Origin of the sequence: Brevibacillus laterosporus DSM 25 (assembly GCF_002706795.1) — a bacterium.
In the GTDB taxonomy this organism is placed as follows: Bacteria; Bacillota; Bacilli; order Brevibacillales; family Brevibacillaceae; genus Brevibacillus_B; species Brevibacillus_B laterosporus.
In genome coordinates this window covers 2,017,346-2,042,099 of record NZ_CP017705.1, presented here as the reverse complement: position 1 = coordinate 2,042,099, position 24,754 = coordinate 2,017,346, and the positions used below count along the sequence as shown (strand labels likewise).

General features: G+C 40.6%; 23 protein-coding genes. 12 read left to right on the top strand and 11 right to left on the bottom strand.

The genetic code is table 11. The features are described 5' to 3' along the window. Positions 1 to 4 precede the first annotated feature (4 nt). Positions 5 to 1,687: a family 10 glycosylhydrolase gene (locus tag BrL25_RS09690; RefSeq protein WP_018671146.1), complete on the bottom strand. Its 1,683-nt coding sequence runs from the start codon at positions 1,685 to 1,687 to the stop codon at positions 5 to 7. Between the two features lie 293 nt (positions 1,688 to 1,980). Between BrL25_RS09690 and BrL25_RS09685 the strand changes: the two genes are divergently transcribed. From BrL25_RS09685 to BrL25_RS09660, 6 genes are all read left to right on the top strand, one after another. Further along, complete coding sequence (locus BrL25_RS09685) at positions 1,981 to 2,709, top strand: amino acid ABC transporter ATP-binding protein (RefSeq protein WP_018671145.1); 729 nt, start codon at positions 1,981 to 1,983, stop codon at positions 2,707 to 2,709. 36 nt (positions 2,710 to 2,745) lie between these two features. Then, positions 2,746 to 3,594 (top strand): glutamate ABC transporter substrate-binding protein, encoded by an 849-nt coding sequence (locus BrL25_RS09680; protein WP_018671144.1) that lies wholly within the window; start codon positions 2,746 to 2,748, stop codon positions 3,592 to 3,594. A gap of 91 nt (positions 3,595 to 3,685) precedes the next feature. Then, complete coding sequence (locus BrL25_RS09675; protein WP_018671143.1) at positions 3,686 to 4,339, top strand: amino acid ABC transporter permease; 654 nt, start codon at positions 3,686 to 3,688, stop codon at positions 4,337 to 4,339. A 14-nt stretch (positions 4,340 to 4,353) separates the two neighbouring features. Further along, positions 4,354 to 5,004, top strand: coding sequence for an amino acid ABC transporter permease (locus BrL25_RS09670; protein ID WP_018671142.1), 651 nt, complete (start codon positions 4,354 to 4,356; stop codon positions 5,002 to 5,004). 80 nt (positions 5,005 to 5,084) lie between these two features. Further along, positions 5,085 to 6,374, top strand: a complete 1,290-nt coding sequence (locus tag BrL25_RS09665; RefSeq protein WP_018671141.1) for a sensor histidine kinase — start codon at positions 5,085 to 5,087, stop codon at positions 6,372 to 6,374. Next, positions 6,352 to 7,284 (top strand): response regulator, encoded by a 933-nt coding sequence (locus BrL25_RS09660; protein ID WP_018671140.1) that lies wholly within the window; start codon positions 6,352 to 6,354, stop codon positions 7,282 to 7,284. Before BrL25_RS09665 ends, BrL25_RS09660 begins: the two co-directional genes overlap by 23 nt. A gap of 53 nt (positions 7,285 to 7,337) precedes the next feature. On the opposite strand, the gene pgtP is transcribed toward BrL25_RS09660, so the two are convergent. From pgtP to qoxA, 10 genes are all read right to left on the bottom strand, one after another. After that, the gene (pgtP, locus tag BrL25_RS09655; protein ID WP_018671139.1) at positions 7,338 to 8,672 is read right to left on the bottom strand and encodes an MFS transporter; all 1,335 of its coding nucleotides are present in this window, start codon (positions 8,670 to 8,672) and stop codon (positions 7,338 to 7,340) included. A 3-nt stretch (positions 8,673 to 8,675) separates the two neighbouring features. Then, complete coding sequence (locus BrL25_RS09650; protein ID WP_026315116.1) at positions 8,676 to 9,725, bottom strand: ABC transporter substrate-binding protein; 1,050 nt, start codon at positions 9,723 to 9,725, stop codon at positions 8,676 to 8,678. A 23-nt stretch (positions 9,726 to 9,748) separates the two neighbouring features. Next, positions 9,749 to 10,534, bottom strand: a complete 786-nt coding sequence (locus tag BrL25_RS09645; RefSeq protein WP_018671137.1) for a DUF3919 family protein — start codon at positions 10,532 to 10,534, stop codon at positions 9,749 to 9,751. Positions 10,535 to 10,618: 84 nt separating this feature from the next. Next, positions 10,619 to 12,040, bottom strand: a complete 1,422-nt coding sequence (locus tag BrL25_RS09640; protein WP_018671136.1) for a sensor histidine kinase — start codon at positions 12,038 to 12,040, stop codon at positions 10,619 to 10,621. An 8-nt stretch (positions 12,041 to 12,048) separates the two neighbouring features. After that, positions 12,049 to 12,720, bottom strand: a complete 672-nt coding sequence (locus tag BrL25_RS09635; RefSeq protein WP_018671135.1) for a response regulator transcription factor — start codon at positions 12,718 to 12,720, stop codon at positions 12,049 to 12,051. Between the two features lie 117 nt (positions 12,721 to 12,837). Beyond that, positions 12,838 to 13,788 carry a mannose-6-phosphate isomerase, class I gene (gene manA / locus BrL25_RS09630; RefSeq protein WP_018671134.1) on the bottom strand — a complete coding sequence of 317 codons (951 nt, stop codon included), beginning with the start codon at positions 13,786 to 13,788 and terminating at the stop codon, positions 12,838 to 12,840. A 247-nt stretch (positions 13,789 to 14,035) separates the two neighbouring features. After that, positions 14,036 to 14,320, bottom strand: a complete 285-nt coding sequence (gene qoxD, locus BrL25_RS09625; RefSeq protein WP_018671133.1) for a cytochrome aa3 quinol oxidase subunit IV — start codon at positions 14,318 to 14,320, stop codon at positions 14,036 to 14,038. 1 nt (position 14,321) lies between these two features. Further along, positions 14,322 to 14,918: a cytochrome aa3 quinol oxidase subunit III gene (gene qoxC / locus BrL25_RS09620; protein ID WP_018671132.1), complete on the bottom strand. Its 597-nt coding sequence runs from the start codon at positions 14,916 to 14,918 to the stop codon at positions 14,322 to 14,324. Continuing rightward, entirely contained in the window at positions 14,915 to 16,858 is a 1,944-nt protein-coding gene (gene qoxB / locus BrL25_RS09615) for a cytochrome aa3 quinol oxidase subunit I (protein ID WP_018671131.1), read from the bottom strand. The genes qoxC and qoxB overlap by 4 nt, the downstream gene beginning before the upstream one ends. A 26-nt stretch (positions 16,859 to 16,884) precedes the next feature. After that, positions 16,885 to 17,847 carry a cytochrome aa3 quinol oxidase subunit II gene (gene qoxA / locus BrL25_RS09610; RefSeq protein WP_018671130.1) on the bottom strand — a complete coding sequence of 321 codons (963 nt, stop codon included), beginning with the start codon at positions 17,845 to 17,847 and terminating at the stop codon, positions 16,885 to 16,887. Between the two features lie 858 nt (positions 17,848 to 18,705). Here qoxA and BrL25_RS26235 point away from each other — a divergent pair. From BrL25_RS26235 to BrL25_RS09585, 6 genes are all read left to right on the top strand, one after another. Then, a complete protein-coding gene (locus tag BrL25_RS26235) occupies positions 18,706 to 18,834 on the top strand; it encodes a hypothetical protein (protein ID WP_018671129.1) in 129 nt (42 codons plus the stop codon). 204 nt (positions 18,835 to 19,038) lie between these two features. Continuing rightward, complete coding sequence (locus BrL25_RS09605; RefSeq protein WP_018671128.1) at positions 19,039 to 19,596, top strand: GNAT family N-acetyltransferase; 558 nt, start codon at positions 19,039 to 19,041, stop codon at positions 19,594 to 19,596. A gap of 162 nt (positions 19,597 to 19,758) precedes the next feature. Then, positions 19,759 to 20,370: a class I SAM-dependent methyltransferase gene (locus BrL25_RS09600; RefSeq protein ID WP_018671127.1), complete on the top strand. Its 612-nt coding sequence runs from the start codon at positions 19,759 to 19,761 to the stop codon at positions 20,368 to 20,370. A 43-nt stretch (positions 20,371 to 20,413) separates the two neighbouring features. Continuing rightward, complete coding sequence (locus BrL25_RS09595; protein WP_018671126.1) at positions 20,414 to 21,904, top strand: DEAD/DEAH box helicase; 1,491 nt, start codon at positions 20,414 to 20,416, stop codon at positions 21,902 to 21,904. A 158-nt stretch (positions 21,905 to 22,062) separates the two neighbouring features. Beyond that, the gene (locus BrL25_RS09590) at positions 22,063 to 23,289 is read left to right on the top strand and encodes an MFS transporter (protein ID WP_026315114.1); all 1,227 of its coding nucleotides are present in this window, start codon (positions 22,063 to 22,065) and stop codon (positions 23,287 to 23,289) included. A 125-nt stretch (positions 23,290 to 23,414) separates the two neighbouring features. Further along, entirely contained in the window at positions 23,415 to 24,641 is a 1,227-nt protein-coding gene (locus tag BrL25_RS09585) for a multidrug effflux MFS transporter (protein ID WP_018671124.1), read from the top strand. The last annotated feature ends 113 nt before the right edge of the window (positions 24,642 to 24,754 follow it).

The window sequence follows — 24,754 nt, the reverse complement described above, 5'->3', positions numbered from 1 at the left end:
TTTTCTATTTACCATAATAACTTCTCAGCAGATCGGCGATTCCAAGCGGGTTCTTACGAAGGTCTTTGGCGCTAAAGAATACGTCACCTTTTACCTGAGGGAACTGAGTATTGAACTGTAACTGATTGATAATCTCCTGAGCTGATTGCCAGCCAGCCTCCTTTGTTCCCAGCTTATAAGGGGAATGCCCTACATATAGTTTCACATTGGTTCCATTCACTTCATTAGCCCACCAAGTAACTAGCTTGTCGTACTGGGCAACAGAGAAGGATAAGCTCCAGTAGATCTGTGGCATGACATAATCAATCCATCCTTGTTTAATCCATGTACGAACGTCTGCATGCATGTTGTCATAAGCAGTTACGCCAGCTTTTGTATCAGATCCGGTACTATCCATCGATTTATTGCGCCATACACCAAATGGACTTATCCCATACTGTACTTGTGGTTTAGAGCTATGGATAGATTCACCTAATTGACGAACAAATTGATTGATATTATCGCGACGCCACTCTGCTTTTGTAGCAAATGAGTTGTAGTTATAAGCTTTGAAGGTAGCGTCATCAGGGAATACCCCGTCAGATGGATAGAAGTAATCGTCCAAATGAACACCATCGATTTGGTATCGATTTACTACTTCCATAATCTCCGTGATGATTTGTTGACGTGCTTCAGGTATTCCTGGGTTAATGTATAGCTTGTTATTCGCATTAATTGTCCACTCTGGATGGACCTTCGCTACATGGTTAGCGGCTAACTGATCGGTTTTTGCATCAGTGTTAGCTCTAAATGGATTAAACCAAGCATGAAATTCCATACCGCGTTTGTGTGTCTCTTCAATCATGAAGGCCAGAGGATCATAGCCTGGGTCTTTTCCCTGTTTTCCTGTCAGGTATTTAGACCATGGGACTAATGCTGATGGATAAAGGGCATCTGCAGCAGGACGAACCTGTACAAATACAGCATTTAATCCCATTCCTTGCATAGAATCTAGCAATTGTATGTATTCCTGTTGTTGTTTCGCCATATTGCTATAGGAGGCGGTAGACGGCCAATCCAAATTATAAACAGTAGATACCCAGACACCTCGCAGAGAACGATCGGTGGCATTAGGCGATCCTGGAATAGGTGTGGAACCAGGGTTTGTATTTTCAGGACTGATGTCATTGCCTGGATACGCAGGGTATAATCCGTTTCCCGGACCTACAATATCTGGTGGCGGTCCCTGATTAGAAGTAGCTTGATTACCTGATTGTAGCGTAATAGTTTGTGTAGGTTGATCCCATGCTACTTGGAGACCCAGCTCCTGACTTACAAAACGTAGAGGAACGATAACGCGACCTTCCTTGTTTACCACTGAAGAATCTAAGTGAACTCTGGCTCCGTTTACCGTTGCATAATTTTGTTTTACAGTCATGCTTATGTTGGTTTCTGGTTTATGAATTGTCACCGTTTGCTTAGACTGATCCCAATCTGCTTGGGCACCTAGGCCTTCGCTGATAACACGAAGTGGAACCATGGTGACATTTACTTTTGGAATGATGTACGGTGGGACATCACTATTTATTCTTTGTCCATCCAGGTAGATACTGATCCCCTGGGAAGCCTGAGCTTGCACCGACTGGCCCGTCATGGGGACGCATAGTGTGAACAAAAGAAGCAGGGCGAATAACTGGCGAAGCTTCATTCTTACAATCCTCCCGAATCAATAGATTTTTTATAAAAAATGCTCTATTAGCTTTAGACGTTCTAGTAGGAAACTTTGTTACGTTCAATTACCAAAACAGGATGAAAAATATTATATAGAACATGAAATACAGAAAAGAAAGTGATTACTGTTCTACATGGATCAATATGGCAGTTAGCTTTCATTTTATTTAAAAATTCAAACAAAAAGAAAATTCTTTGTATTTTCCTGTAGAATCGGGTAGGTTCTCTTTACGATACGAAATATAAAAACATATATAAGGGGGATTCTGGTTGATTAGCTTTCATCAAGTGAACAAACATTATGGAAATTTCCACGTGCTTAAAAATATTAACCTGCACATCAACCAGGGAGAGGTTGTCGTGGTAATCGGGCCTTCTGGGTCCGGTAAAAGTACATTAGTTCGTTGTATGAATCGCTTAGAAACGATTTCAAATGGAGAACTGATTGTCGACAACATAAAGGTAAATGACAAAAGTACCGACATTAATCGGCTCCGTCGAGATATCGGTATGGTGTTTCAGCATTTTAACTTGTATCCGCACAAGACTGTGTTGCAAAACATCACATTAGCTCCCATTAAGGTGTTAGGTATTTCTGAAAAAGAAGCAAAAGAGACAGCGATGTCCTATTTAGAGAAAGTCGGAATACCTGATAAAGCGGATAAGCTACCATCCCAACTATCTGGAGGTCAGCAACAACGTGTAGCCATTGCTCGTGGTTTAGCCATGAAACCCAAAATTATGCTGTTCGATGAGCCGACATCTGCACTTGACCCGGAGACAATCGGAGAGGTTCTTGATGTTATGAAGAAGCTAGCTAAAGAAGGAATGACGATGGTCGTGGTCACACATGAAATGGGCTTTGCGCGTGAAGTGGCTGACCGAATTGTCTTTATGGATCAAGGTCAGATATTGGAGGAAGCACATCCTGACCAGTTCTTTGCTAATCCGCGTGAAGAGCGGGCCCAGTTGTTTTTAAGCCGGATATTAAATCACTAATCTTTTCGATATATAAAAGGGAAAAGGGGTAAGCAAATGAAAGCAAATAAAGTATGGAAAAGAGTATTGGGTGTAGGATTGGTAGTGATGTTGAGTGCAACGGCATTAACAGCATGTGGGTCTAGTAAACCACAAGATGGAACTGGTTCATCAGGAAAGACCGCAGCGACTGGTACAGTAGCTAAGATTAAAGAACGAGGTAAGTACGTAGTTGGGGTTAAATATGATTTGAATTTATTTGGTTTAAAAGATCCAGCCTCAGGAAATGTCGAAGGCTTTGATATTGATATAGCGAAGGCAATCGCTAAAAAAATCCTTGGCGATGAAAATAAAATTGAGTTGAAAGAAGTAACTTCCAAAACTCGTATTCCTATGTTAAAAAACGGAGAGATTGATTCCATTATTGCCACGATGACTATTACGGAGGAACGCAAGAAAGAAGTCGATTTCTCTGACGTATATTTCATGGCTGGTCAGTCCTTCCTAGTGAAGAAAGATAGCACCATTAAAGGTCTGGAGGACTTTACGAAGGGTAAAAAAGTAGTTACTGCAAAAGGCTCCACTTCAGCTAAAAATATACGTGAAAATGCTCCAGAAGCAGAAGTTCTTGAATTTGAAAACTATGCAGAAGCCTTTACTGCATTAAAAGCAGGTCAAGGTGATGCATTAACTACAGATAATGCTTTGTTATACGGGATGGCTAAACAGGATCCAAATTTCCGCGTCGTAGAGGGAACATTTACAGAAGAGCCATATGGAATTGCTTTGCCAAAGGGTGATACTGAATTCGTAGCATTGGTCAACGATCTCATAAAAGAAATGAAGCAAAATGGTGAGTATGACAAGCTGTATGAAAAATGGATTGGTGAAAAGCCAACAAATTAGACCGGTGTGACTTGAAGACTTGAATGGAATGGGCGTCCTCCCTACCGCTCATTCCTTTATGTCATGAAGATAAAGGGGGATTACATCAGAGATGATCGACTTTTCTATTCTTATAGAACACTCAGATCTGTTTATAGAAGGTTTTGGAAATACAATTAAAGCGAGTTTGTTGGCATTAGTAGGAAGCTTGCTATTAGGGACACTTATTGCAGTATTTTGTATCGCACCGATACGCCCCTTAAATTGGGTAGGGGAAGCATATGTAGAATTTATTCGAAATATTCCTCTCCTCCTGGTTGTGTTTTTATTCTTTGTGGGGCTACCTGCATTGGGGATTGTATTAAAACCATTTCTTGCTGGTACTCTGGGGCTTACAGTCTACACTGCGGCGTTCATTGCGGAAACGATACGCGCAGGGATCATGGCTATACCCAAGGGGCAAAGTGAGGCGGCACGTTCATCAGGCCTTACTTATGTACAAACAATGAGGTACATTATCCTGCCGCAGGCTTTTAAAGTTGTAATTCCACCCATGGGAAATCAGTTTATCAATCTGGTGAAGAATTCCTCCATACTTGGGGTTATTGCTGGTCTGGATTTAATGTATTTTGGTGACCTGATATCTGCTGAAACCTTTGTTACATTTGATGTCTATATATTTGTTGCTATTTTTTATCTCATGATAACTCTGCCGTTAAGCTTCCTCGTAGGATATCTAGAGCGACGCTTGGCGAGCCATAAATAAAGGGGAGGGCATATATGGATTTTATCGGGGCATACTCTCCTCAGTATCTTGTCTTTTTAGTAGAGGGATTTGGAATTACGCTTAAAGTAGCGTTCATCTCTATTGTTTTAAGCTTTGCTATTGCGATCATTATAGGAGTTTTGCGATATTCTCGGATTCCTGTTATTTCACAGGCACTTGCTACGGTGGTTGAGCTTATTCGTAATTTGCCGCTTCTGTTAATCATTTTTTTCACGTATTTTGCCTTACCAGAGGTTGGTATTAAGCTGGATAAAGTAGCAGCAGCTATCTTAGCACTGGTGATTTTTGAGGCGGCCATGCTATCTGAAATTGTTCGTAGTGGCTTGAATTCGGTTGATAAGGGACAGATAGAAGCAGCACGTTCATCAGGCATAACTTATAGTCAAACACTCTGGCACGTGGTACTTCCGCAAGCCTTACGCCGAATGGTTCCACCTATTGTTAGTCAATTTATCTCATTAATTAAGGATACGTCGCTTGCAGTTGTTATTGCACTACCAGAATTAATGAATCATGCTCAAATTATTAACGGTAGAAACGTTAACTATGTGGTACCCACCTTTTTGATGGTGGCTGTCATGTACTTTGTAGTGAATTATAGCTTGTCACGTGTCTCTAAACGCCTAGAAAATAAACATATATAAAGGAAATGGTTTTGCTGATCTCTTTTTCCTAGTAAAATAGGGGAAGGGGATTTTTCTTTTTTTTTAGAAAAGGAGGTTTTATGCGCGAACGTCTTCTGTTATTGCTGATTATTATGCTAGCGACCGCCTTTTTTGGTGAGATGAAGGTGAATCCATTTGGAGGCCCATTTCGGTTTTCTTTAGGGATTGCTGCCTTCTTCTTTGGTTTATTGTGGTTCCAGTCGGTGCCGGTATTGCTGACAGGATTGTTAACTGGTGCTTTTACTATGTGGTTCCGGGTGGGTTTGGACGTTGTGGCATACGGGGCGGTTTGGCAGGAAAGCTTGTTCATTCATGTACCTTCCGCCTTTTATTATTGTAGCTTCACGTTATTGTTTCAAGTAGTGAGAGCACGCCGTTATGTAGAATCTCCCTTGCTGTTAGGATTGATAGGAGCTACTGTAGACTGTGCTTCGAATCTAGTAGAGCTATTAGTACGCGTGATAAGTGGAGTAGCCCCTGCTATTTCGGCGGAAAGTATTTTGCTACTTTTGTTTTTTGGAGCCTTGCGTAGTTTTTTTGCGGTGGGTCTATATAACAGTTTTTCCATTCGACAAGTACGAGCGATAGGAGAAGTTAGACAACAGGAGCTAGAACGGTTGCGAATGATTAACACCGGCTTGTATGAGGAAACCTTTTACCTACGTAAATCCATGACACAACTAGAGGAGATCACCAGAGAGAGCTATCAATTATATCGGCAGCTTTTATCGTCAGAAAATACTGAATCATCTAGAGCATTACACATAGCGGAGCATGTGCATGAGGTAAAAAAGGATTCCCAACGCATGTTGGCCGGGTTGTTAAAAATTATTAATCAAAAGGAATTAGCTACTCAGCTTTCTATATCGGAACTATGTGGACTAGTTATACGCGCAAATCAGAAGTATGCAGAAATGATGGGAAAACAGATACAGTTCACCGAGAAGTGCAATGTCAATCTGTCCACTAGTCAAATCTATGAATTACTTTCTGTGTTAAATAATCTCGTAGCAAATGCAGTAGAGGCAATTCCTAATGAAGGTAACATTGAGCTTTCTGTGGGTTTGGAAGAGAGAGAGATTATTTTCCGCGTCATGGATAACGGGTCAGGTATTTTATATGAAGACCGAGAATGGGTGTTTGAACTAGGCTATACCACAAAGTATGACAGAGAAGGTAAGCCTTCTACAGGCATTGGACTTACGCATGCAAAAGGAATTATTCATAGCTTGGATGGTACGCTTAGGATCGTACATGAATCAGAGCCAATCACGCATTTTGAATTGAGAATACCAACCGATCAATTGCTAAGAGAGGAGGGGGCTTGTGCTTCGTTTTTTCCTAATTGAAGATGACGCTGTTGTACGTAGGATGTTGGAGAGACTCATTCATGAAAGTAAGCTAGGTGAAATCATTGGCCAAGCCAGTGATGGTATCCATGTTTCTATTGATCAGTTATATGGTGTAGATGTCATTTTGGTTGACTTATTAATGCCAGGGATGGATGGAATACAGACGATTAAAAAACTACAGGGAGAAGGCTTCAACGGGAGATTTATCATGGTGTCTCAGGTAGAAAACAAAGAAATGATCGGGGAAGCGTACTTACAAGGAATAGATACCTTCATTCAAAAGCCGATTAATAAACTTGAAGTACTTTCTGTATTAAAACGGGTAGCAGACCATCTCTCGTTGGAAGCATCTTTACAATCCATTCGTAAATCACTCCAGATATTAGATATCAAGGGGAAGGATCATATAAATCATGGAAACCAAGGTACAAATGCAATGCGTCTTGGATCATTTGAACAGAACCATCTGGAACAAAATGTACGCCAGCTCTTACTACAGCTAGGGATTGCGGGTGAGGCAGGAGCACGTGATCTTTTCTCGATGATTCAATGGCTGGCTACGGAAGAGCGTGGGGGCCATTTATTGAGGGACATGCAACTAAAGGAGCTATACACACAGGTGTTGCAGAGGATGTCCGATAAGATAGATGAGCAGATACTCTTAAAAGAAGTACGGGCTATGGAACAACGCATTCGCAGAATGGTGTTGCAGGCCTTTACACATCTATCCTCGTTAGGATTAACGGACTATGCCAATCCTACCTTTGAACATTTTGCTCCTCGCTTATTTGATTTCAAAGAGGTGAGATTACGAATGAAGGAGCTTGAAGCCGGAGAAAAGAATACGAAATGTCGCATAAATGTAAGGAAATTTTTATCCATTTTTTTTATGGAAGCAAAAAAATGAGGGATGTCTCCATTAAAAGAGACTTCCCTCATCCTTTATTTTTTTAGCGATTGTTATGCTAGTTTTTCTTTTTGCTTCTTTTGCCCCATTTGAATGAGGATCAGGAAGACACTAGCTACAACACCCCCAGCTAGCATTAGCATGAAGCCGCCGTCCCAACCAGAAGTGTCAACTAAAAATCCGATTACGGCATTAGCTACGAAGCTACCACCTACATAACCGAACAATCCTGTCATACCTACGGCTGTACCTACAGCGAACTTTGGTACAAAGTCAATTGCTGATAGCCCGATAAGGAATTGTGGTACATAGATTAAACAACCGATAACAGATACCGCAAGACTGATTGCTATAACGTTGGAAGATTTCCAATATACCAATGTTGCAAGAACAACACCTACCATACTAATGATACATAGTGGCATACGATTACCTTTAAACACACGGTCGCTCAACCACCCAACAAGTAGAGAGCTTGGGATAGCAGCCCATTCAAACGCTGCATACGCCATATGAGATTGTGCTTGAGTAAAGTCTTTTACATCAGTTAGATATAGAGGAACCCAGTTCAATACACCGAAACGAATTAAGTAAACAAATGCGTTAGCACAACATAGGAACCAAACAAATTTGTTTTTCACAACATATTTCATCAAAATCTCTTTAGGAGATAGATCAGTGCCATTTGATTCATCTTTTACATCATCATAGTCATTACGATACTCGTCAATTGGAGGAAGTCCGCAAGCCTGAGGTGTATCTTTACCGCAGAACCATACAAAAATGGCAATGAGAATAGCAAGAGCAGCTGGGAAGAGGTATACACCTGCTTGCCAGAAATGTGTACCGAAAATACCTAAACCAACACCAACGATTGGAGCGATGATACCGCCACCAATGTTATGAGAGCAATTCCAGATACCCATTTTTGTTCCGCGTTCTTTCTTGGAGAACCATTTTGCCATTACGATACTGCACGGAGGAGCACCCATACCTTGGAACATACCATTCATGAACAATAGAACGATAAATAGACCAAAGCTAGAGGTGAAACCAAAACAAATGTTAGCCAAAGCAGATAACAATAAACCAAATGCAATAAAGCGTTGTGTATGAGCTTTGTCTGCCAAGTTACCCATAAAGAATTTACTTACGCCATAGGTAATGGCCATAACAGAGCTTAATAGACCAATTTGAGTCGTACTAAAACCAAAGTCATTTTTTAAGTAGGTTGTAGATAGTGCGAAGTTACTACGAACTAAATAATAACCAGCATAACCGATGAAAATTCCGATCAATGTACGGATACGGAAGATCTTGTACATTTTAGCGATCATATGTTCAGGTAGACGAGGTGCAGCTGGAGCTTGCTTTAACCATCCAAACATGAATCATTCTCCTTGAGGTTGTTTTGTATCTCGTAATTTGTTCCAAAGTTTGATGATGGTATCATGCCATTTCATAGACTCATGAATCTGTATAACATCCATATTCAGCCTATTCATCTTATCTTGTTGCACGGTAGGAATTCCGTATGATACACGCTCTAATACCTTTGCTGCTTGTTTGGACAACGAATAATCGATAAATAAATCAGCAACAAGTCCGTTTGGTGCATGCTTAATCTTAGAGAGAGCATTGACAGCTAATCCTGTATCTTCAGGGACAATGCTGATCAGAGGGAAGCCAGCTTCGCGTAGCTTTCGCTGATCTCCTAGAAAGTTAATTCCAATTAAATACTCTCCAGAACTAACTAACTGAGCAGGCATGTAGCCGTTTACAGTTAGAGCAGCAATATTTGGATGTAACCGCGTAATATAGTCGATTGCTTGCTTTTCACCCAATGTTTCAAACAAGGATAAAATAAACGTGTAGGCCGTGCCGGAGTAGTTAGGGTTAGACATCACGATTTGGTTCTTATAGATAGGATGTAACAAATCGTCCCATTTTGTCGGGAATGGAAGTCCTAACGGTTCAATCTCTTTGTGCCAGCGGTCTGTGTTAATAGCTATGGATAATTGTTCGATCTCATAGCCGTACCAGTAACCATCCTCATCCTTTGTTTCCAAGGGGATGAGGGAGCCGTTTTTGCTGATAACAGACTCTGACAGCTTCTCATTTTTCATTGTGATATGAGCGTCGACCGTGCCGCCGATAACTAAATCAGCTTGAGGATTATTTTTCTCCTGTGAGACCCGGCGCAGAATATCTTCTGTAGATAGACGCATGAATTCGTACGTACAGCCGGTTTCTTGGCAAAAGGATGATAGCAACGCATTTCCTACTTCTTCACGAGAAGCAACATAGGCAACAAGGTGATGTCCTTTTAAACGAGGAATTCCATGATTATCATAGGTAATAGGATTCGCTTCTTTGGAACAACTAACAAGTAATAAAGAACAAATACTTACTAGCAAGAAAAAGAATAAATGTTTCTTCATCATAGATCAGCCTTTACTTTCTTTTATAAGAGTTCTGCTAAACGCCCTGTCATATAAATGGAATTTCCATTATCATCGCCTAAATACTGGACAATAAAGTATTTCTCATAAACGATAAAATTTAGAATATCGTTGCGGTCATTACTTTTCTGTTTTCCATTCTTATAGACGGTGATGATACCGAGCGGCTGCTGTTTCTGGAAGGTGAGCTGCTGAATCTCGGACGTATCTTTAATCTCGTACGCTTGCCTTAGTTTTTCTATTAAGAAAACCTTTTCATGAATGCGTTCACCAGAATCGGCAACCGTTTTTTTGACAAAAACGTCTTTGGCCTTTTGTGTAAAATCAGCAAACTGGTTCGATGAATAGAACAAGCGAAGCAAGTGTGTCCGAAAAGCGGATAAAATAGGAGTATCATGTTGCTGACCATACGTTAGCTCATCGAAGGTAAAAGCATTTTCTAACTGAAATGAATGCTCAACCCCATTAAGGTAACGAATCTTGCCAGAAAACATAGTCACCCTCTTATCTCCTGAAACAACGAGCGGATCATTTTCTTTTTTAATGAGATCAATATAAGAAATGATTGAGTATAGCAAAACCTCATCAGTAATGTTTACGACTCCCCATTTTTCGTGGTTAATGATAGCTTCCACAGGTAAGGAATCGCTTACTTTTTTCAACACTTCATTTTTATCTTCTATCACGACTACTTTACGATATAGACTTTCTTGCAATGAGTAGCCAAGGGAAGATAAAAGTAAAAGCATTATGATGAAAAGTAAAGCTGGTCTTAATATTTTTTTCATGTTTCTTGCTCTCCTCATAAGATACCCAACGATTATTTCGGAATTACATCTCAATTGTTTCGTAAATGTATTATTTAAGCGGTTTCAATTAGTAATATGTTCCAATCCGGCTGGAGTAGGGAAAACTAAACGCACTGTCGTACCGGTCATTTCATCAGAAGTAATATCCATGCTTCCGCCCTGTTTTGACATAAGTTCCCGGCATAGTAATAAACCGAATCCGTTGCCGAAACTAGACAGAAGGGCTTCATTTGGTGGAGCATGTTTTATTTGGTCGAGCAATTCCTCACTGATTCCAATACCATCATCGTGTATGACAAGGGTTAAGCTGTGTTCAGCTATTTCTACATGAAAATCAAGGAAGGAAGCGTCACTATACTTGATCGCATTATCTAATAGGTTTAAAAAAATCTGCTTTGTTTTATCCTGATCAGCTACTATTCTTACAGACTCGACATGATTATGAATCGTGATCTTGTATTTATTCAATCTTGGCTGGACGATAAAAATGGCTTCTTTTAAAATCGGTTGAATATCGCATATCGTGGGTGAGACGCTAAACTGACTGTTTCCATACTTAGAGGTTTTGAGCAATTCTTCCACCAGTGCGAGTAGCCGTTCGCTTTCGATAGAGATGTGCCTCAGACAATCCTTCACGTCTTGTTTATTTTCTAATCGAGGAATCAAGTTGGCGTATCCCATAATGGCAGTAAGCGGTGTCTTCAATTCATGGGTGACCCGATCCAAAAAATCCTTTTGTTTTACCTTTTCCTCCTGAAGCTCAGTTATGTGTAGCTCAATCGCATGGGCCATCACATTAAACGATTGGGCAAGCTGTTTAATCTCTTCATAGTCCTGTAGCTCGATTTTACATTGGTATTTTCCATTTGATAATTGTTGGGCCATGTCGCGTAATTTCTCAATCGGTCTACTCAAAGAAATCGCAAATCTATGGGCAAAGAGCGCCACAGCAACAAACATGAGAATACAAGAAATAATAAATGTTTTATTGAAGTTGCTAATTAATAAGTCTTCTTGTTCAAGCTTATGAATAAAGCGAACCACACCTATTACTTTTCCGTGTACATAAATCGGACTAGAGAATAGCAATACGGGTGCTGATGTGGACTTTTCTATGATGTATGCTTTTTTACCATCTAATGCTTGAACGATATCGAGATTTAAGTTTGGAAAAGCTGTTCGTTGTGTATCAGCTAGTACTTCACTATTTATACCGATGATTTGTGTACGAGTCCCTAAGCGTTTAGACAAATAAGAAGCGATTAGGGGGGCACCATTCTGCAAAGTAACAGTGACCTCTGATTGTTCTCTCTCTACATAGTTAATGCTATAGATTTGTGCCTCTACACTTAGCTTCTGGAAAGAGGTAACAGCATTTGTAAAAACATTTTTCTGTAACGTAACAATCAAGACAACGTACAACAAGAGCATGACAGGAATTAAGATAGCCAGAATCATTACATTTAAGTTTTTTTTAAGTGTCATACCCTCACCTAACAATCAATTTTATAGCCTACACCATATACGGTTTTAATTTTATCTCCGTATGCACCTAGTTTTTTGCGCAAACGTTGGATCATGATATCAACAGCCCGTGTATTGTCTGGATATTCGAACTTCCAAACCTTCATTAAAAGATCATCACGTGTAAATACGCGTTGTCTATTTTTTAGTAACAAAAACAATAAATCATATTCCCTGTACGTTAAGGTTATTTCGTTTCCGTCGAGAAATACTTTTCGCTCGTTAGGGTGGATCAGAAAGCGATCAATTTTTACATTATCATGATCTGGCTTCTCTTTCATTTTTTCCAAACGTCGTTCAATTATTTTGATTCGAAGCAGAAGCTCCGTACTATGAAAGGGCTTGGTGATATAATCATCAGCACCAAGCTGTAGGCCTAATAATTTATCATTAATTTGCCCTTTAGCCGTTAACATGATGATGGGAATGTCGCTATCCTTCTCACGGAATTCCCGCAATAGTTGATAGCCATCTATGTCAGGAAGCATCACATCTAAGATAATCATGTCCGGTCGTTGTTCCCATTGGGCTAGGGCTTCTTCTCCATTGGCTGCCACTAGTACCTGATACCCTTCTATCTCTAATGTCAGGCGCATCAGATTTTGTAAACTATTTTCATCGTCCACAACTAATACCTTCATAGCAATCTCCTCTCCAGTGAAGGGTAAGCAAGAATTCACTAGTAGTACTGTGTCAATAAGAGCCAAAAAGTAGCCTAGTTATCCTACAGGCTACTTTTTGCTTCATGTATTCTTTATTTATGGATGAGAAACCATTACTTCTAAGGAGCCAGATAGCGTATAAGCCCCAAATTTAGCTGGAAGGATAAAGTGGTCCCCCTTCTTTAATGCAAAAGAATCTCCATCTTTTTCAAGGGTACCTGCACCATCTAGCACACTTACTAGAAGGAATGCTTGATCTTGTTCAAAGGTTGCCGTGCCATTGATTTCCCATTTGTATACAGAGAAAAATTCATTCGTAACGTATGTCGTGATGGTAGCATCTTCGTTTTTTTGTACGGTAATCGTTGGATTTGTATCAACATGTGGAGCCGTTGTTACGTCAATTGCTTTCTTTAGATGCAAATCGCGTTTTTTCCCGTGATCATCCACACGATCATAGTCGTACACACGATAAGTGGTGTCAGAGCTTTGTTGTGTTTCTAGCACCAGTGTTCCTTGGCACAAGGCATGAATCGTTCCACTAGGGACATAGAAGAAATCACCTGGTTTGATTTTTACTTTACGCAAGAAATCATTCCATTTTCCACCCATGATCATCTCTTCTACTTCTGCTTTTGATTTTGCGTTATGACCAAATACTAACTCAGCATCCTCGTCACAATCAATGATGTACCAGCATTCTGTTTTTCCATACTCACCGTTCTCGTGTTCGTGGGCATATTCATCATTAGGATGTACTTGAACAGATAAATCATCATTGGCGTCAAGAATTTTGGTCAACAGTGGGAATTTTTCGCTTTGGTGATGACCAAATAATTCTCTGTTGTTCTCCCAAAGGTCTGCTAACGTTTTACCTGTATGAGGACCGTTTAGAACGACACACATACCGTTTGGATGGGCAGAAATGGCCCAGCATTCACCGGTTTTGTCAGAAGGAATATTGTATGGAAAGCGATCACGTAAGGCTGTTCCACCCCAAATGCGTTCTTGAAAAACAGGTTGTAAAAATAGCGGCTGTATATTCATTATGTTCACCCTTTTCGCTAACATATCGTATTTCTTGAGCTAAATAACAGTCTTCATTATACAAAAAAAATATAAAGGAACAACCTTATTTTAAGGAAATGTAGGTAAGTTATCATAGGTAAACCTATCCTGTGGGGTAAATCCTTCTAGTTTTTCTTTACACAAAAAAAGGTCAGCGTACAGAAATTGGTTATTTCTGTACGCTGACCCGGTAAACTAGGACCTATTTATTTCTGTAGGGATAGAATTAATATCCCCAAATCATTGTGAATAAAGTACCAAAAATGGTGACTAAGCCTACAAACAGGGCGTAACCAACATTAATATATAGCGAGTTTGCTGTTGAGCTTTCTTCATTGATATGCATGAAGACAAACAACTGCAAGGACGCTTGAATAATCGCACATACCGACAGGATGGTCATTCCTACTACTGGTGACATGTCCCAAAAGACGACGGCTAAGGCAACCAGTGAAAGGATGAGGGAAAAGATATATCCCATGACGTGACGAATCGGGAATAGCTGTTTCATATTACATCAATCCTTTCAAGTAGACAAAGCTGAAGATGAAGATCCAGACAACGTCAAGGAAGTGCCAGTATAGGGAGAAGATGAAAGTCTTGTTTGCTGTAATCTCATTTAGACCTTCACGCTTCATCTGCATGATGATTCCAATTCCCCATAATAGACCAAAGGTAACGTGTGCTCCGTGCGTGCCTAATAAGACAAATAAGCTAGATAGAAAAGCACTGGTTTGCAGGGTAGCACCTTCATTAACGTAAGTGATAAACTCAAAAATCTCAACACCTAGGAAGCCTAATCCTAGTAAAAGGGTAATGAGTAAAAAGACTAATGTAGGCTTTTTAAAACCAAGACGCATGCTGTGAATAGCTAATCCACAAACGAAACTACTGGTTAATAGGAGAATCGTTTCGATCATAACGCCATTCAGTTCAAAAAGATGAGACGCTGTAGGGCCGTGACCCGTGCGTTGCCACAAAGTAAAATATACGGCAAATAGGGTAGAGAACAGTACAATCTCGGCACCTAAGAATAACCAGAATCCAAAAATCTTTAATTGATTCTCTTCCGTACGATATTCAAGCGGAAGGGATTTATCTATTTTCATACACGATCACCCCGCAATCTTTCCTCAGTCTCGATGATTTCCTTAACGGGAATGTGTCTGCCATGATCACGTTCAAACGAGCGAACAGCTAGCATGACGATCACAAGAATTCCTGAGATAATCGCAGGAGTCCACCAGCTAAATACTAGGAAGAATCCAAAGAAGAAGAAGATTATACCAAGAATAAACGGTTGGCCGCTGTTATTTGGCATATGAATCGGTTCAATTTTATCTGTAAACATCGGTAGATTTTTCTGTTTCGCAAACCAGAAAGAGTCACGACCAGTGTGATTCGGCATCACAGCAAAGTTGTACTCAGGTACAGGGCTGTGTGTGCTCCACTCTAGCGTACGTCCACCCCATGGATCTCCGTTTAAATCGCGTGGACTGTAACGGCAGCTCCAATAGATGTTGTAAACCAATAAGATAAAGCCAAGCGTTAGACCAATTGACCCGATGGTAGCAATCATATTTAGTGGACCAAAGCCAGTTCCAGCAGAGTAGGTGTACATACGACGCGTCATTCCATTCAATCCTAGGAAGAATAGAGGTAGGAATGTCACGTTAAAGGAAATAGCAATGACCCAGAAACTGATTTTACCAAGACGTTCATTCAATTTAAAACCAAAGACTTTCGGGAACCAATAGTACATACCCGCAATAACCGCAAACACCGTACCTGGAATCAACACATAATGGAAGTGAGCTACTAGGAACATCGTGTTGTGGTATTGGTAGTCAGCACTAGCCATTGCAAGCATAACACCTGTTACCCCACCAATCGTAAAGATCGGGATAAAGGCTAGTGAATAGAGCATTGGTGTTGTAAATTGAATCCGTCCCTTACGCAGTGTAAAGAGCCAGTTAAATATTTTTACCCCTGTGGGGACTGCTATGGCCATTGTGGTGATCGAGAAGAACCCATTCACCGCACTGCCGTGACCCATTGTATAGAAATGGTGAGCCCATACTACGAAAGAAAGTAAGGAAATAGCCACCATACTGACAATCATGGAAGTATAACCATACAGGTTCTTTTTGGAGAAAGTAGCGATGATTTCACTATAGATACCGAACGCTGGTAGAATAACGATATATACCTCAGGATGACCCCAAATCCAGAACAGGTTGGCCCATAGCATGTCCATACCGCCATTAGCCATTGTAAAGAACTGACTATCAAATAGACGATCAAACATCATTAGTGCCAACGCTACTGTTAAAACAGGGAAGGCAAACATGATGATAACGCAAGTGATAAGAACAGACCATGTAAACATCGGCATGTCCATCATTTTCATGCGAGGAGCACGCATTTTCAAAATGGTTGCGGTAAAGTTAACACCGGTCATCAGTGTACCAATACCCGCAATTTGTAAGGCAATGGAATAGTAGTTGTTACCTACTGTAGGACTGAATTCTTTACTTGCTAACGGGAAGTAAGCAGTCCATCCTGCGTCAGGCGATCCACCAATAACAAAGGAGATGTTAAATAGCATTGCACCTGCAAAGAACAGCCAGAAACTAACGGCATTAAGACGTGGGAATGCTACGTCTCTAGCACCGATTTGTAGAGGAATAACAACGTTCATGAGTCCAATGATAAACGGCATCGCCATAAATAGGATCATGATAATTCCGTGTGTTGTAAAAACCTCATTATAATGCTGCGAATTTAAGAAGGTATTATCAGGTGTAGCTAGCTGAATACGCATCATTACAGCATCTACGCCACCACGGAAAAGCATGAGTAGAGCAGCAATGATGTACATAACACCGATTTTTTTATGGTCAACTGTAGTGAGCCATTCTCTCCACAAGTAGCCCCATTTTTTAAAGTAGGTTAAACCGCCAATGATAGCGAGCGTGGCAAGGACAATACTTGCCATAGCGCCATAGATCATCGGTTCACCTGTAACGAAAAATTCGTCCCATTTCATACCGATTTGACTCCTTTCTGAGCTAGTTATTTCTTATGCTGGTCGTGATTCATTTCGGAATGCTCGGAGTGCTCGGAAGAAGAATCAGAATGCCCAGAGTGCTCAGAAGAAGAGTTTGGCTCCGATTCAGTTGTTGTTCCGCCTCCATGATTATGACCACCATGGGCACCCTCAGGCGCTGGTCTAAATGTTAAGTGTGTGGAAGAATACGTTTTTCTTCCTACATGCTCCATATCAAGCACGCTATCAAATTCAGGCTCTGTCAATGCAGGAGCCGTTTGCTTTACTTCATCCACCCATTTTGAATAATCAGCAGGTGACATTGCTAGTACTTCAAATTCCATTTGTGCAAACCCTCTACCGGAGAAGTTAGAGTTTTTACCCATAAACGAACCCGGATGATCAGCGGCAAAATGTAATTTGGTAACCATGTCGGACATCGCATATTTTTGACCACCAAGCTGTGGAATCCAGAAGCTCGTGATTGGTCCATACGAATACAGACGGAATTCAATCGGACGGTTTGTAGGGATATTAAGGTAGTTAACCGTCTCAATGTTTTCCTCAGGATAACTAAAATGCCATTTCCAGTTAGAAGACGAAGCGTAAATAATCATTGGCTTTTGATCGTCATAACCTGCTGGCTTGTTTTCCACTTGATCCAGTGTTTTTACAGTAATAACTGACAAAATCACTACAATGATAATTGGAATGGCTGTCCATGTAATTTCTAGTAGTTTACTACCTTCCTCGTGAGGAGGTTCATAGCCCTCATTCGCTTTGGTAGCGCGATATTTAACTAGCATGTAAACAAACAAAACATAAACTACAAACAATACACCAGCCATAACCCACATTGAAAAAATAATGGTGTCCGATTGTATTTTGGCAACAGGTCCTTTTGGATCAAGTACCATTAATGGCTCACAACCGGATAATAAAAGAGCAAGACAAAAAAACATGAAAAGAAACGACCCTTTGTGTCTCATAAGTGACCCCTTTCTCTGAGATGTGTATTAGTCGAAGGAAGACGGGAGGATTTCTGCCCTAGGTGAAAGTCGTTTACCAATGTTCTATGAGATTACTTTCAATACGAAACCACATATAAAAATAGGGTTCCTAGCGGTATTAATAGACTTCATTTATACGGAATGTTAAATGGAACGCCTTAAACGTAAGGAAGGATTACTACAGGTGAGGCATACGCCATGTAGAATAAGTTGTGGTTTGTTGTTCAGTATGAAATGAATCATGGTTGACCTCCTAGGGTGTGAAATCAATGGTGATTGAAAACAAGAAAGCCTCATGCAATAAACCATATTGGGATATTGCACAAATGTTAAAAATAACAGTATAGAATCATTTTTGAGTTAATTCAATACGGTTTTTTTGTGGAAACAGCTTTGTGCAAAATACCTACTTTGAAGCTCTAACAATTTTGGTAATATGTTAGACAATCTGCTTATGAGCATAAAAATAATTTTGATATGTTCCCATCTACCTCGAAAAAGTAAAAGCGCTTACTGCCCAACCTTCATTTTATGCTTTCTTACCTAAATGGCAAGCACCTGATTGTGGTAGAGATGGGGCTATTACACATTAGATGTTAAAAAAATCACAAATTCGCCACGAATTGTATCAATTTCATGTCATTTTTGGCATTTTTGATTTGTGAAAAAAAGTACAAATATGTTTTTGGTGTTTTTTAGGAAAGAAAGGATTTTGATGATTTCTCTGTCAAAAATGAAATAGAAAAAATTTTTGTAACATTTGCTGATAGGTTTCGACTAAACCTTATGATGAACCAAATTACAGGCTAACGGGAGGAGTCTTAGAAAGTAAGCAATGTGCCAAAATATATGATGGGTGAGGGCGAGGCAGAGTACGATGCTAGCCGAGATGATATCTTCTATAGAGTAACTACACTAGGAGACCGTGTGAAACAATTTAACATCATTGATGCAGTAACACAATGATCGTACAATGTCTTGGCGTCACGCTACCTACTCGATTTGACGACGTTCTAGCCCAAGCTGTACCATTGAAGGATAAGCTAATGAGCAATTAGACAGCTTAGCTTACAAACTATTCAATGGGGTGGAACTATTTGTAGCGCGCACATAGTTAAATTAAAACGTAACGAGATTGGCCGAGCAGCGAATGTATTAGCAGAAGGGTTTATGGAGGACCCGCTGTATCAGCATATCCTGCCTGACAGTTCTACAAGACTGAATGTTCTACAGATTTTTTTCCAAAACTATGTTACCATGCTGTATGATTACTCCGATTTATATGCGACCTCCGATAAATTGGAAGCTGTTGCATTAGTATACAGATCGGAAAAGGCAGAAGCGTTGCCTAGATTCAGATACATGTGGGATATCTGTTTAGCTATCATAAAGTCGCTGAAAGCTAGTAGGTATATTGGATTGAGGGGATTTTGGCGGGGATTAGCTATTTTACGCTGTATGAGCTCTGCTTGGTTGTCTGTGTTTGAGGGACGAGTGTATATGCATTTGGATATGCTCGTAGTGCAGCCAGAGTTTCGCGGTCAAGGGTATGTGAGTAAAATTATGAAGCCTCTTTTAGAGGAATGTAATCAACGAAACATCGTATGTACGCTAGAAACTCAAAATCCTCATAACATTGCTTTATATGAGCGATATCAATTCACCACAATCGAAGTAATTCCTTTGCCTGAGAGTCAGGTAGAGCAGTATTGCATGGTTTATCAGTAAACATAAATCGATTTTTAGATAAAATTATAGATTAATATAGAGTTATTGCCTATTATATCTGTCGTTTGTGATGATAATAATCAAAAGCGACAGTTTTTTTTATTGTCATGGCATCTGTATAATAGGAAGCAACAAGAAGCGGATATAGAAGGTGATTAGATTTTGTTAGAATGGACAGGAGAACGTATTATTCCTAAATTGCTCAAGCCGATGAATGGAATGCTATTGGAGCATCTGGCGAGGTATTATTTTTCTACCCCGTATTGTCAGGGGAGAGTACTAGATATCGCCTGTGGTACTGGGTATGGGTGTCACATGGTTGTGAAGGAACGCAAACGAGAAGTGACAGAGATGATTGGTGTAGATGTAGATGAGGAGACCTTATTTTATGCAAATCGTGAGTACAATCATCAAAAGGTTACGTACTTACAGCATGATGCGCTCGATCCGGTGCTTCCAGAAAAATTAGGCATGTTTGATACGATTCTAAGCTTTGAAACCATTGAACATGTAGCAGATGATCAGCTGTTTATGGAAAATATATATAACATGCTAAAGCCCGGGGGTACGTTAGTCCTTTCTAGTCCATTTGGTAGAGGAAGAGGGATGCCAACTAGTGAGCCTTTTCATGTTCACCAGCTGACTCCTGAGGAATTTGAGCAACTATTTGTTCGCTTTTCTGAGGTGGAAATTTATTATCAGCGTGGATTAACGTTTGAGAAGCCGCGTGACAAAGTTCGCTATTTTATTGGAATAGCTGTCTGCAAAAAGTGATAGTCTAAAGGTTTGTTATTGGTAACAGGAAGAGGTGGCGGTTTTGCCAAAGTTTCAGTCATTAGGAATTCAGGCTTCAATAGAAAAAGCACTTCAACAGAACGGATTACATTCACCTACTGCTATTCAGGAGAAAGGGATTCCCGTGGTATTAACGGGTGTAGATGTAATTGCACAGGCACAGACTGGCACGGGCAAGACATTAGCCTTTATTTTACCCATATTACAGATGGTGGATCCTGAAAACCCGGATGTACAAGCACTAATTGTGACGCCGACCCGTGAACTAGCCCTACAAATTACTGCTGAGGTGAACAAGCTCATTTTCACACAGCCTGGCGTACAGGTGCTAGCCATCTATGGTGGTCAAGATGTGGAGCGACAGCTTAAGAAATTAAGAGGAAGTAGACAAATCGTGATTGCTACCCCTGGTCGCTTGCTTGATCATATGCGTCGAGGTACGATCAAGCTCTCACAGGTATCTCAGCTGGTTCTTGATGAAGCTGATCAGATGCTGCACCTTGGTTTTTTACCCGAGGTGGAAGAGATTATCCGAGCTACGTCGCCGACGAGACAGACATTACTATTCTCAGCGACTATGCCCAAGCAAATCCAAAGTCTAGCAAAGGGTTTTATGCAACAGCCTGTCACTATTCAGGCAAAGAGTGACAGGGTTACGGTAGCCAACATAGAGCAGCGAGTGATTGAGACGACTGATCGGGCCAAACAAGCTGCCTTACGTCAGGCTATTGATGAATGCCGTCCTTTTTTAGCGGTTATCTTCTGTCGAACCAAACGGAGAGCTACTACTTTAAATGAAGCCCTGCGAGGATTCGGTTATGCAACAGACGAACTCCATGGTGACTTATCACAAGCCAAACGCGAACAAGTAATGAAACGATTCCGGGATGCAAGTCTACAATTCTTGGTGGCAACGGATGTGGCCGCACGTGGTTTGGATGTTGAAGGGGTCACGCATGTGTTTAACTATGACATTCCGCATGATGTAGAGAGCTATATACATCGAATTGGCAGAACCGGCCGAGCTGGCGGTACAGGGGTAGCGATCACGTTTGTTGCTCCTAAAGACCGCATGTTTTTAGATATGATCGAAAAGGGTATCGGTCAGTCTTTGAAAAAAGAGACATATGGTAGTTCTTATTCTCAAGAGATTTCTCGTGATGAAGAAGCTGGATATACGGCAGACAAGAAGGCAGGACGGTCACAGAATAGACGTCAGTCAAAAGAGAGAGACGGCAACCGCGAGAAGTCAACAGGATCACGAGCTGGATCTAAGTCGGTAGCAAGATCAGGCAATGCAAAGCATAATCAGACGAGATCGGAACAAAAATCTGGAGTAAAGCAGGGAGCAAGAGCTACAAAACCAAGCTCAAGATCAGGTACGCGTCCAGAGACAAAGTCAGGAGCAAATCGATCTAGAACAAAGGCTGCAACAAAATCAGGTGCTAAACCAAACCGCCCAGCGGGTCAAGGACGGTCAACTTTAGCTAAAAAAAGAACGAGAACCAAATAATATAGAGTAAAAAGCTGTTCAGTCATCTTGCTGAACAGCTTTTTTATAGGTAAGTAAGAAACCAAAAGCTTAATACAGCATATTTATAAACATAAACGTTTACAAAGTATGTTATATAAAGTAGGATAGAAGTAAAAAAGGTATGGACGGTGTCTGTGATGGGTGAGGTGTTTGCGAACAGGAATTTTCGAAGGTTATTTTTAGGGAACTTATTTTCTGGGTTTGGGCAAGGGATGACCATGATTGGAATTGCGTGGTATATGGTACAGACAACTGGAACGGCTACTTTGTTAGGCTCAACGATGTTTTGCTCGGGTTTACTTATGTTCCTGATAGGACCATATTTGGGTACTTTAATTGATCGGTATTCACGGAAAAAAATATTGCTTGCAGAGAACATAGTGGGTTTTCTGGTATTATTTCTACTAACGATTTGGGGTTATTTTGGCGAATATACGAACGGTTCACTCATTGTTATCTATTTGGTGACCACGCTGATCTATCAAGTGCATTATCCAGCTCAAACAGCGCTGGTACAGGAGCAGTTTGAGCCTAAAAGCTATCATGCTATCAATAGCTTGCTCGAGATTGAAAGTCAGACATCTTCTGTACTTGCAGGTGGTATAGCGGGTTTTCTTTTGGGTCTGATAGGATTGCAATATGTACTATTTTTCAATGCTTTAACCTATCTTTTCGCCTTTCTCATGGTGTGCCGTATTTCTTATTCCTTTACATTGGAGAAGAATATAAGTCGGAATAATCACAAATCTTGGGTGGGACAATTTATGCAGAGCTGGCACTTTGTTCGAGAAAAGCAAGGTTTTTTCTTATTCGGAATTGCCGTGATGATACCGTTTGTAGCCGTGATGGTGACTAACTTTCTTGGGCCGGTTTTTGTCGTACAGACGTTAAAGGAAGACGTTCTGATTTATTCGTTTGGGGAAGTGACCTATTCCATTGGAGCAATAATTGCAGGTGTATACACTTATCATGTAATGAAAAGATTGGGTGAATATGCTTCTATGATTGGCAACTTTCTAATATTTGCCCTTGGTTTTGCAGGGATGATTATCTTCCAAATAGGCTGGGTTTATGTTGCGATGTATATGATCGTCGGGTGGGCCAATGCCTCTACTCGATTAATTAGACAATCACTCTATATGAAGCTTATTCCTAAAGAGCTTATGGGGCGAGTCATGAGTTTTTTTACCTTGGTTGGATTGTTCATGCGCTTGATTTTGATCGGGTTATTTACTGTTATTACCGATACAACAGGAGCCGTATTGGGACATATTATCCTTATAGGTTTGTTGCTATTGGGTGTGTTTGGAATTATGCGTTCTTTACGCCCTTTATTACAGGAATCAGTTGAGCGGTCTACTTAGAGATAGCGGTAGATATTAATCAGGAACTTTCCAGTTAAAAGCTTGACAGATGTTTATCGATGTAACTATAATCGTTACAAATTGTAATCTTACCTATTCGTTTTAAGAAAGGAAAGTAACATCCTATGAATTCTTCTTCACAGCCAGCAGCTACTGAAGCCGCTGCCAAATCAAAACGCTTATGGCTAGCGATTGTGTTAGGAGCATTATCTGCGTTTGGACCACTTTCGCTTGATATGTATCTGCCTGCCTTGCCAGCCATGGCAACCGATTTTCAAACAACTACTTCAGCTGTACAGCTTAGCTTGACAGCTTGTTTATTAGGCTTGTCCCTAGGGCAATTGTTTGCTGGACCGTTAAGTGACATTCAAGGTCGACGTAAACCGCTACTGATTGGGCTAGTCATTTATGCAGTCGCTTCGATTTTGTGTGTATTTTCTACTTCTATTTGGGCTTTAGTGGCTCTCCGTTTTATTCAAGGAGCGGCTGGTTCCGCTGGGATTGTTATTTCACGTGCAATGGTACGGGACATTTATGTAGGCCCAGAATTAACCAAATTTTTTGCCCTTTTAATGTTGGTTAATGGGGTTGCTCCTATTGCGGCTCCCATTTTTGGCAGTCAGCTCTTACTCTTTACACCGTGGGAGGGTGTTTTTGTAGTATTAGGTGCAATTGGTATTATCATGCTGTTGGTTGTTCTGTTTGGTTTACCTGAGTCATTGCCTGTTGAGCGTCGTTCCACGGGCGGATTCAAGAATACCTTGATTATATTTAAAAATCTCTTAGTAGATAAAATGTTCATGGGTTTCGCTTTGTCACAAGGTCTGGTGATCGCTGCTATGTTTGCTTATATATCTGGATCACCGTTCGTCTTGCAAAATATGTTTGGTGTATCAGCGCAAATGTTTAGTGTGTTTTTCGCTATCAATGGTGTAGGTATCATTCTGGCTAGTCAAATTACGGGTAAGCTGGCTGGTAAAATAAGCGAGAGTAAACTGATGATGAGCGGCTTGATTTTGGCAGCAATCGGTGGTGTTAGTTTACTTATTGTGATCTTACTAGGAGCAGGATTATATGCCATCTTACCTCCTTTATTTATTATCGTATCGTGTGTGGGGATTGTAAGTACGGCAGGTTTTTCTTTAGCAATGCAAAGTCAGGGAAAGGCAGCAGGCAGTGCCTCTGCCCTGCTAGGTGTCTTGTCATTAATCTTTGGTGCGCTCCTTGCTCCCTTGGTAGGCATTGGTGGAAGTGGAACTGCGGTTCCAATGGGTGTTGTAATAGCCGTAGCAGATGTGGGTGCACTTTTGTGTTATTATTTCATGGTCCATAAAGGCAAACAAACCAGCTAATTCATGTAATTTATATAAAAAAAGGAACTGGATTACGTACACATTTTGCGTACTGATCTGGTTCCTTTTTTCTGTATGGGGAAGACCTTATGATCTAGTTTGTTTGATCTGTG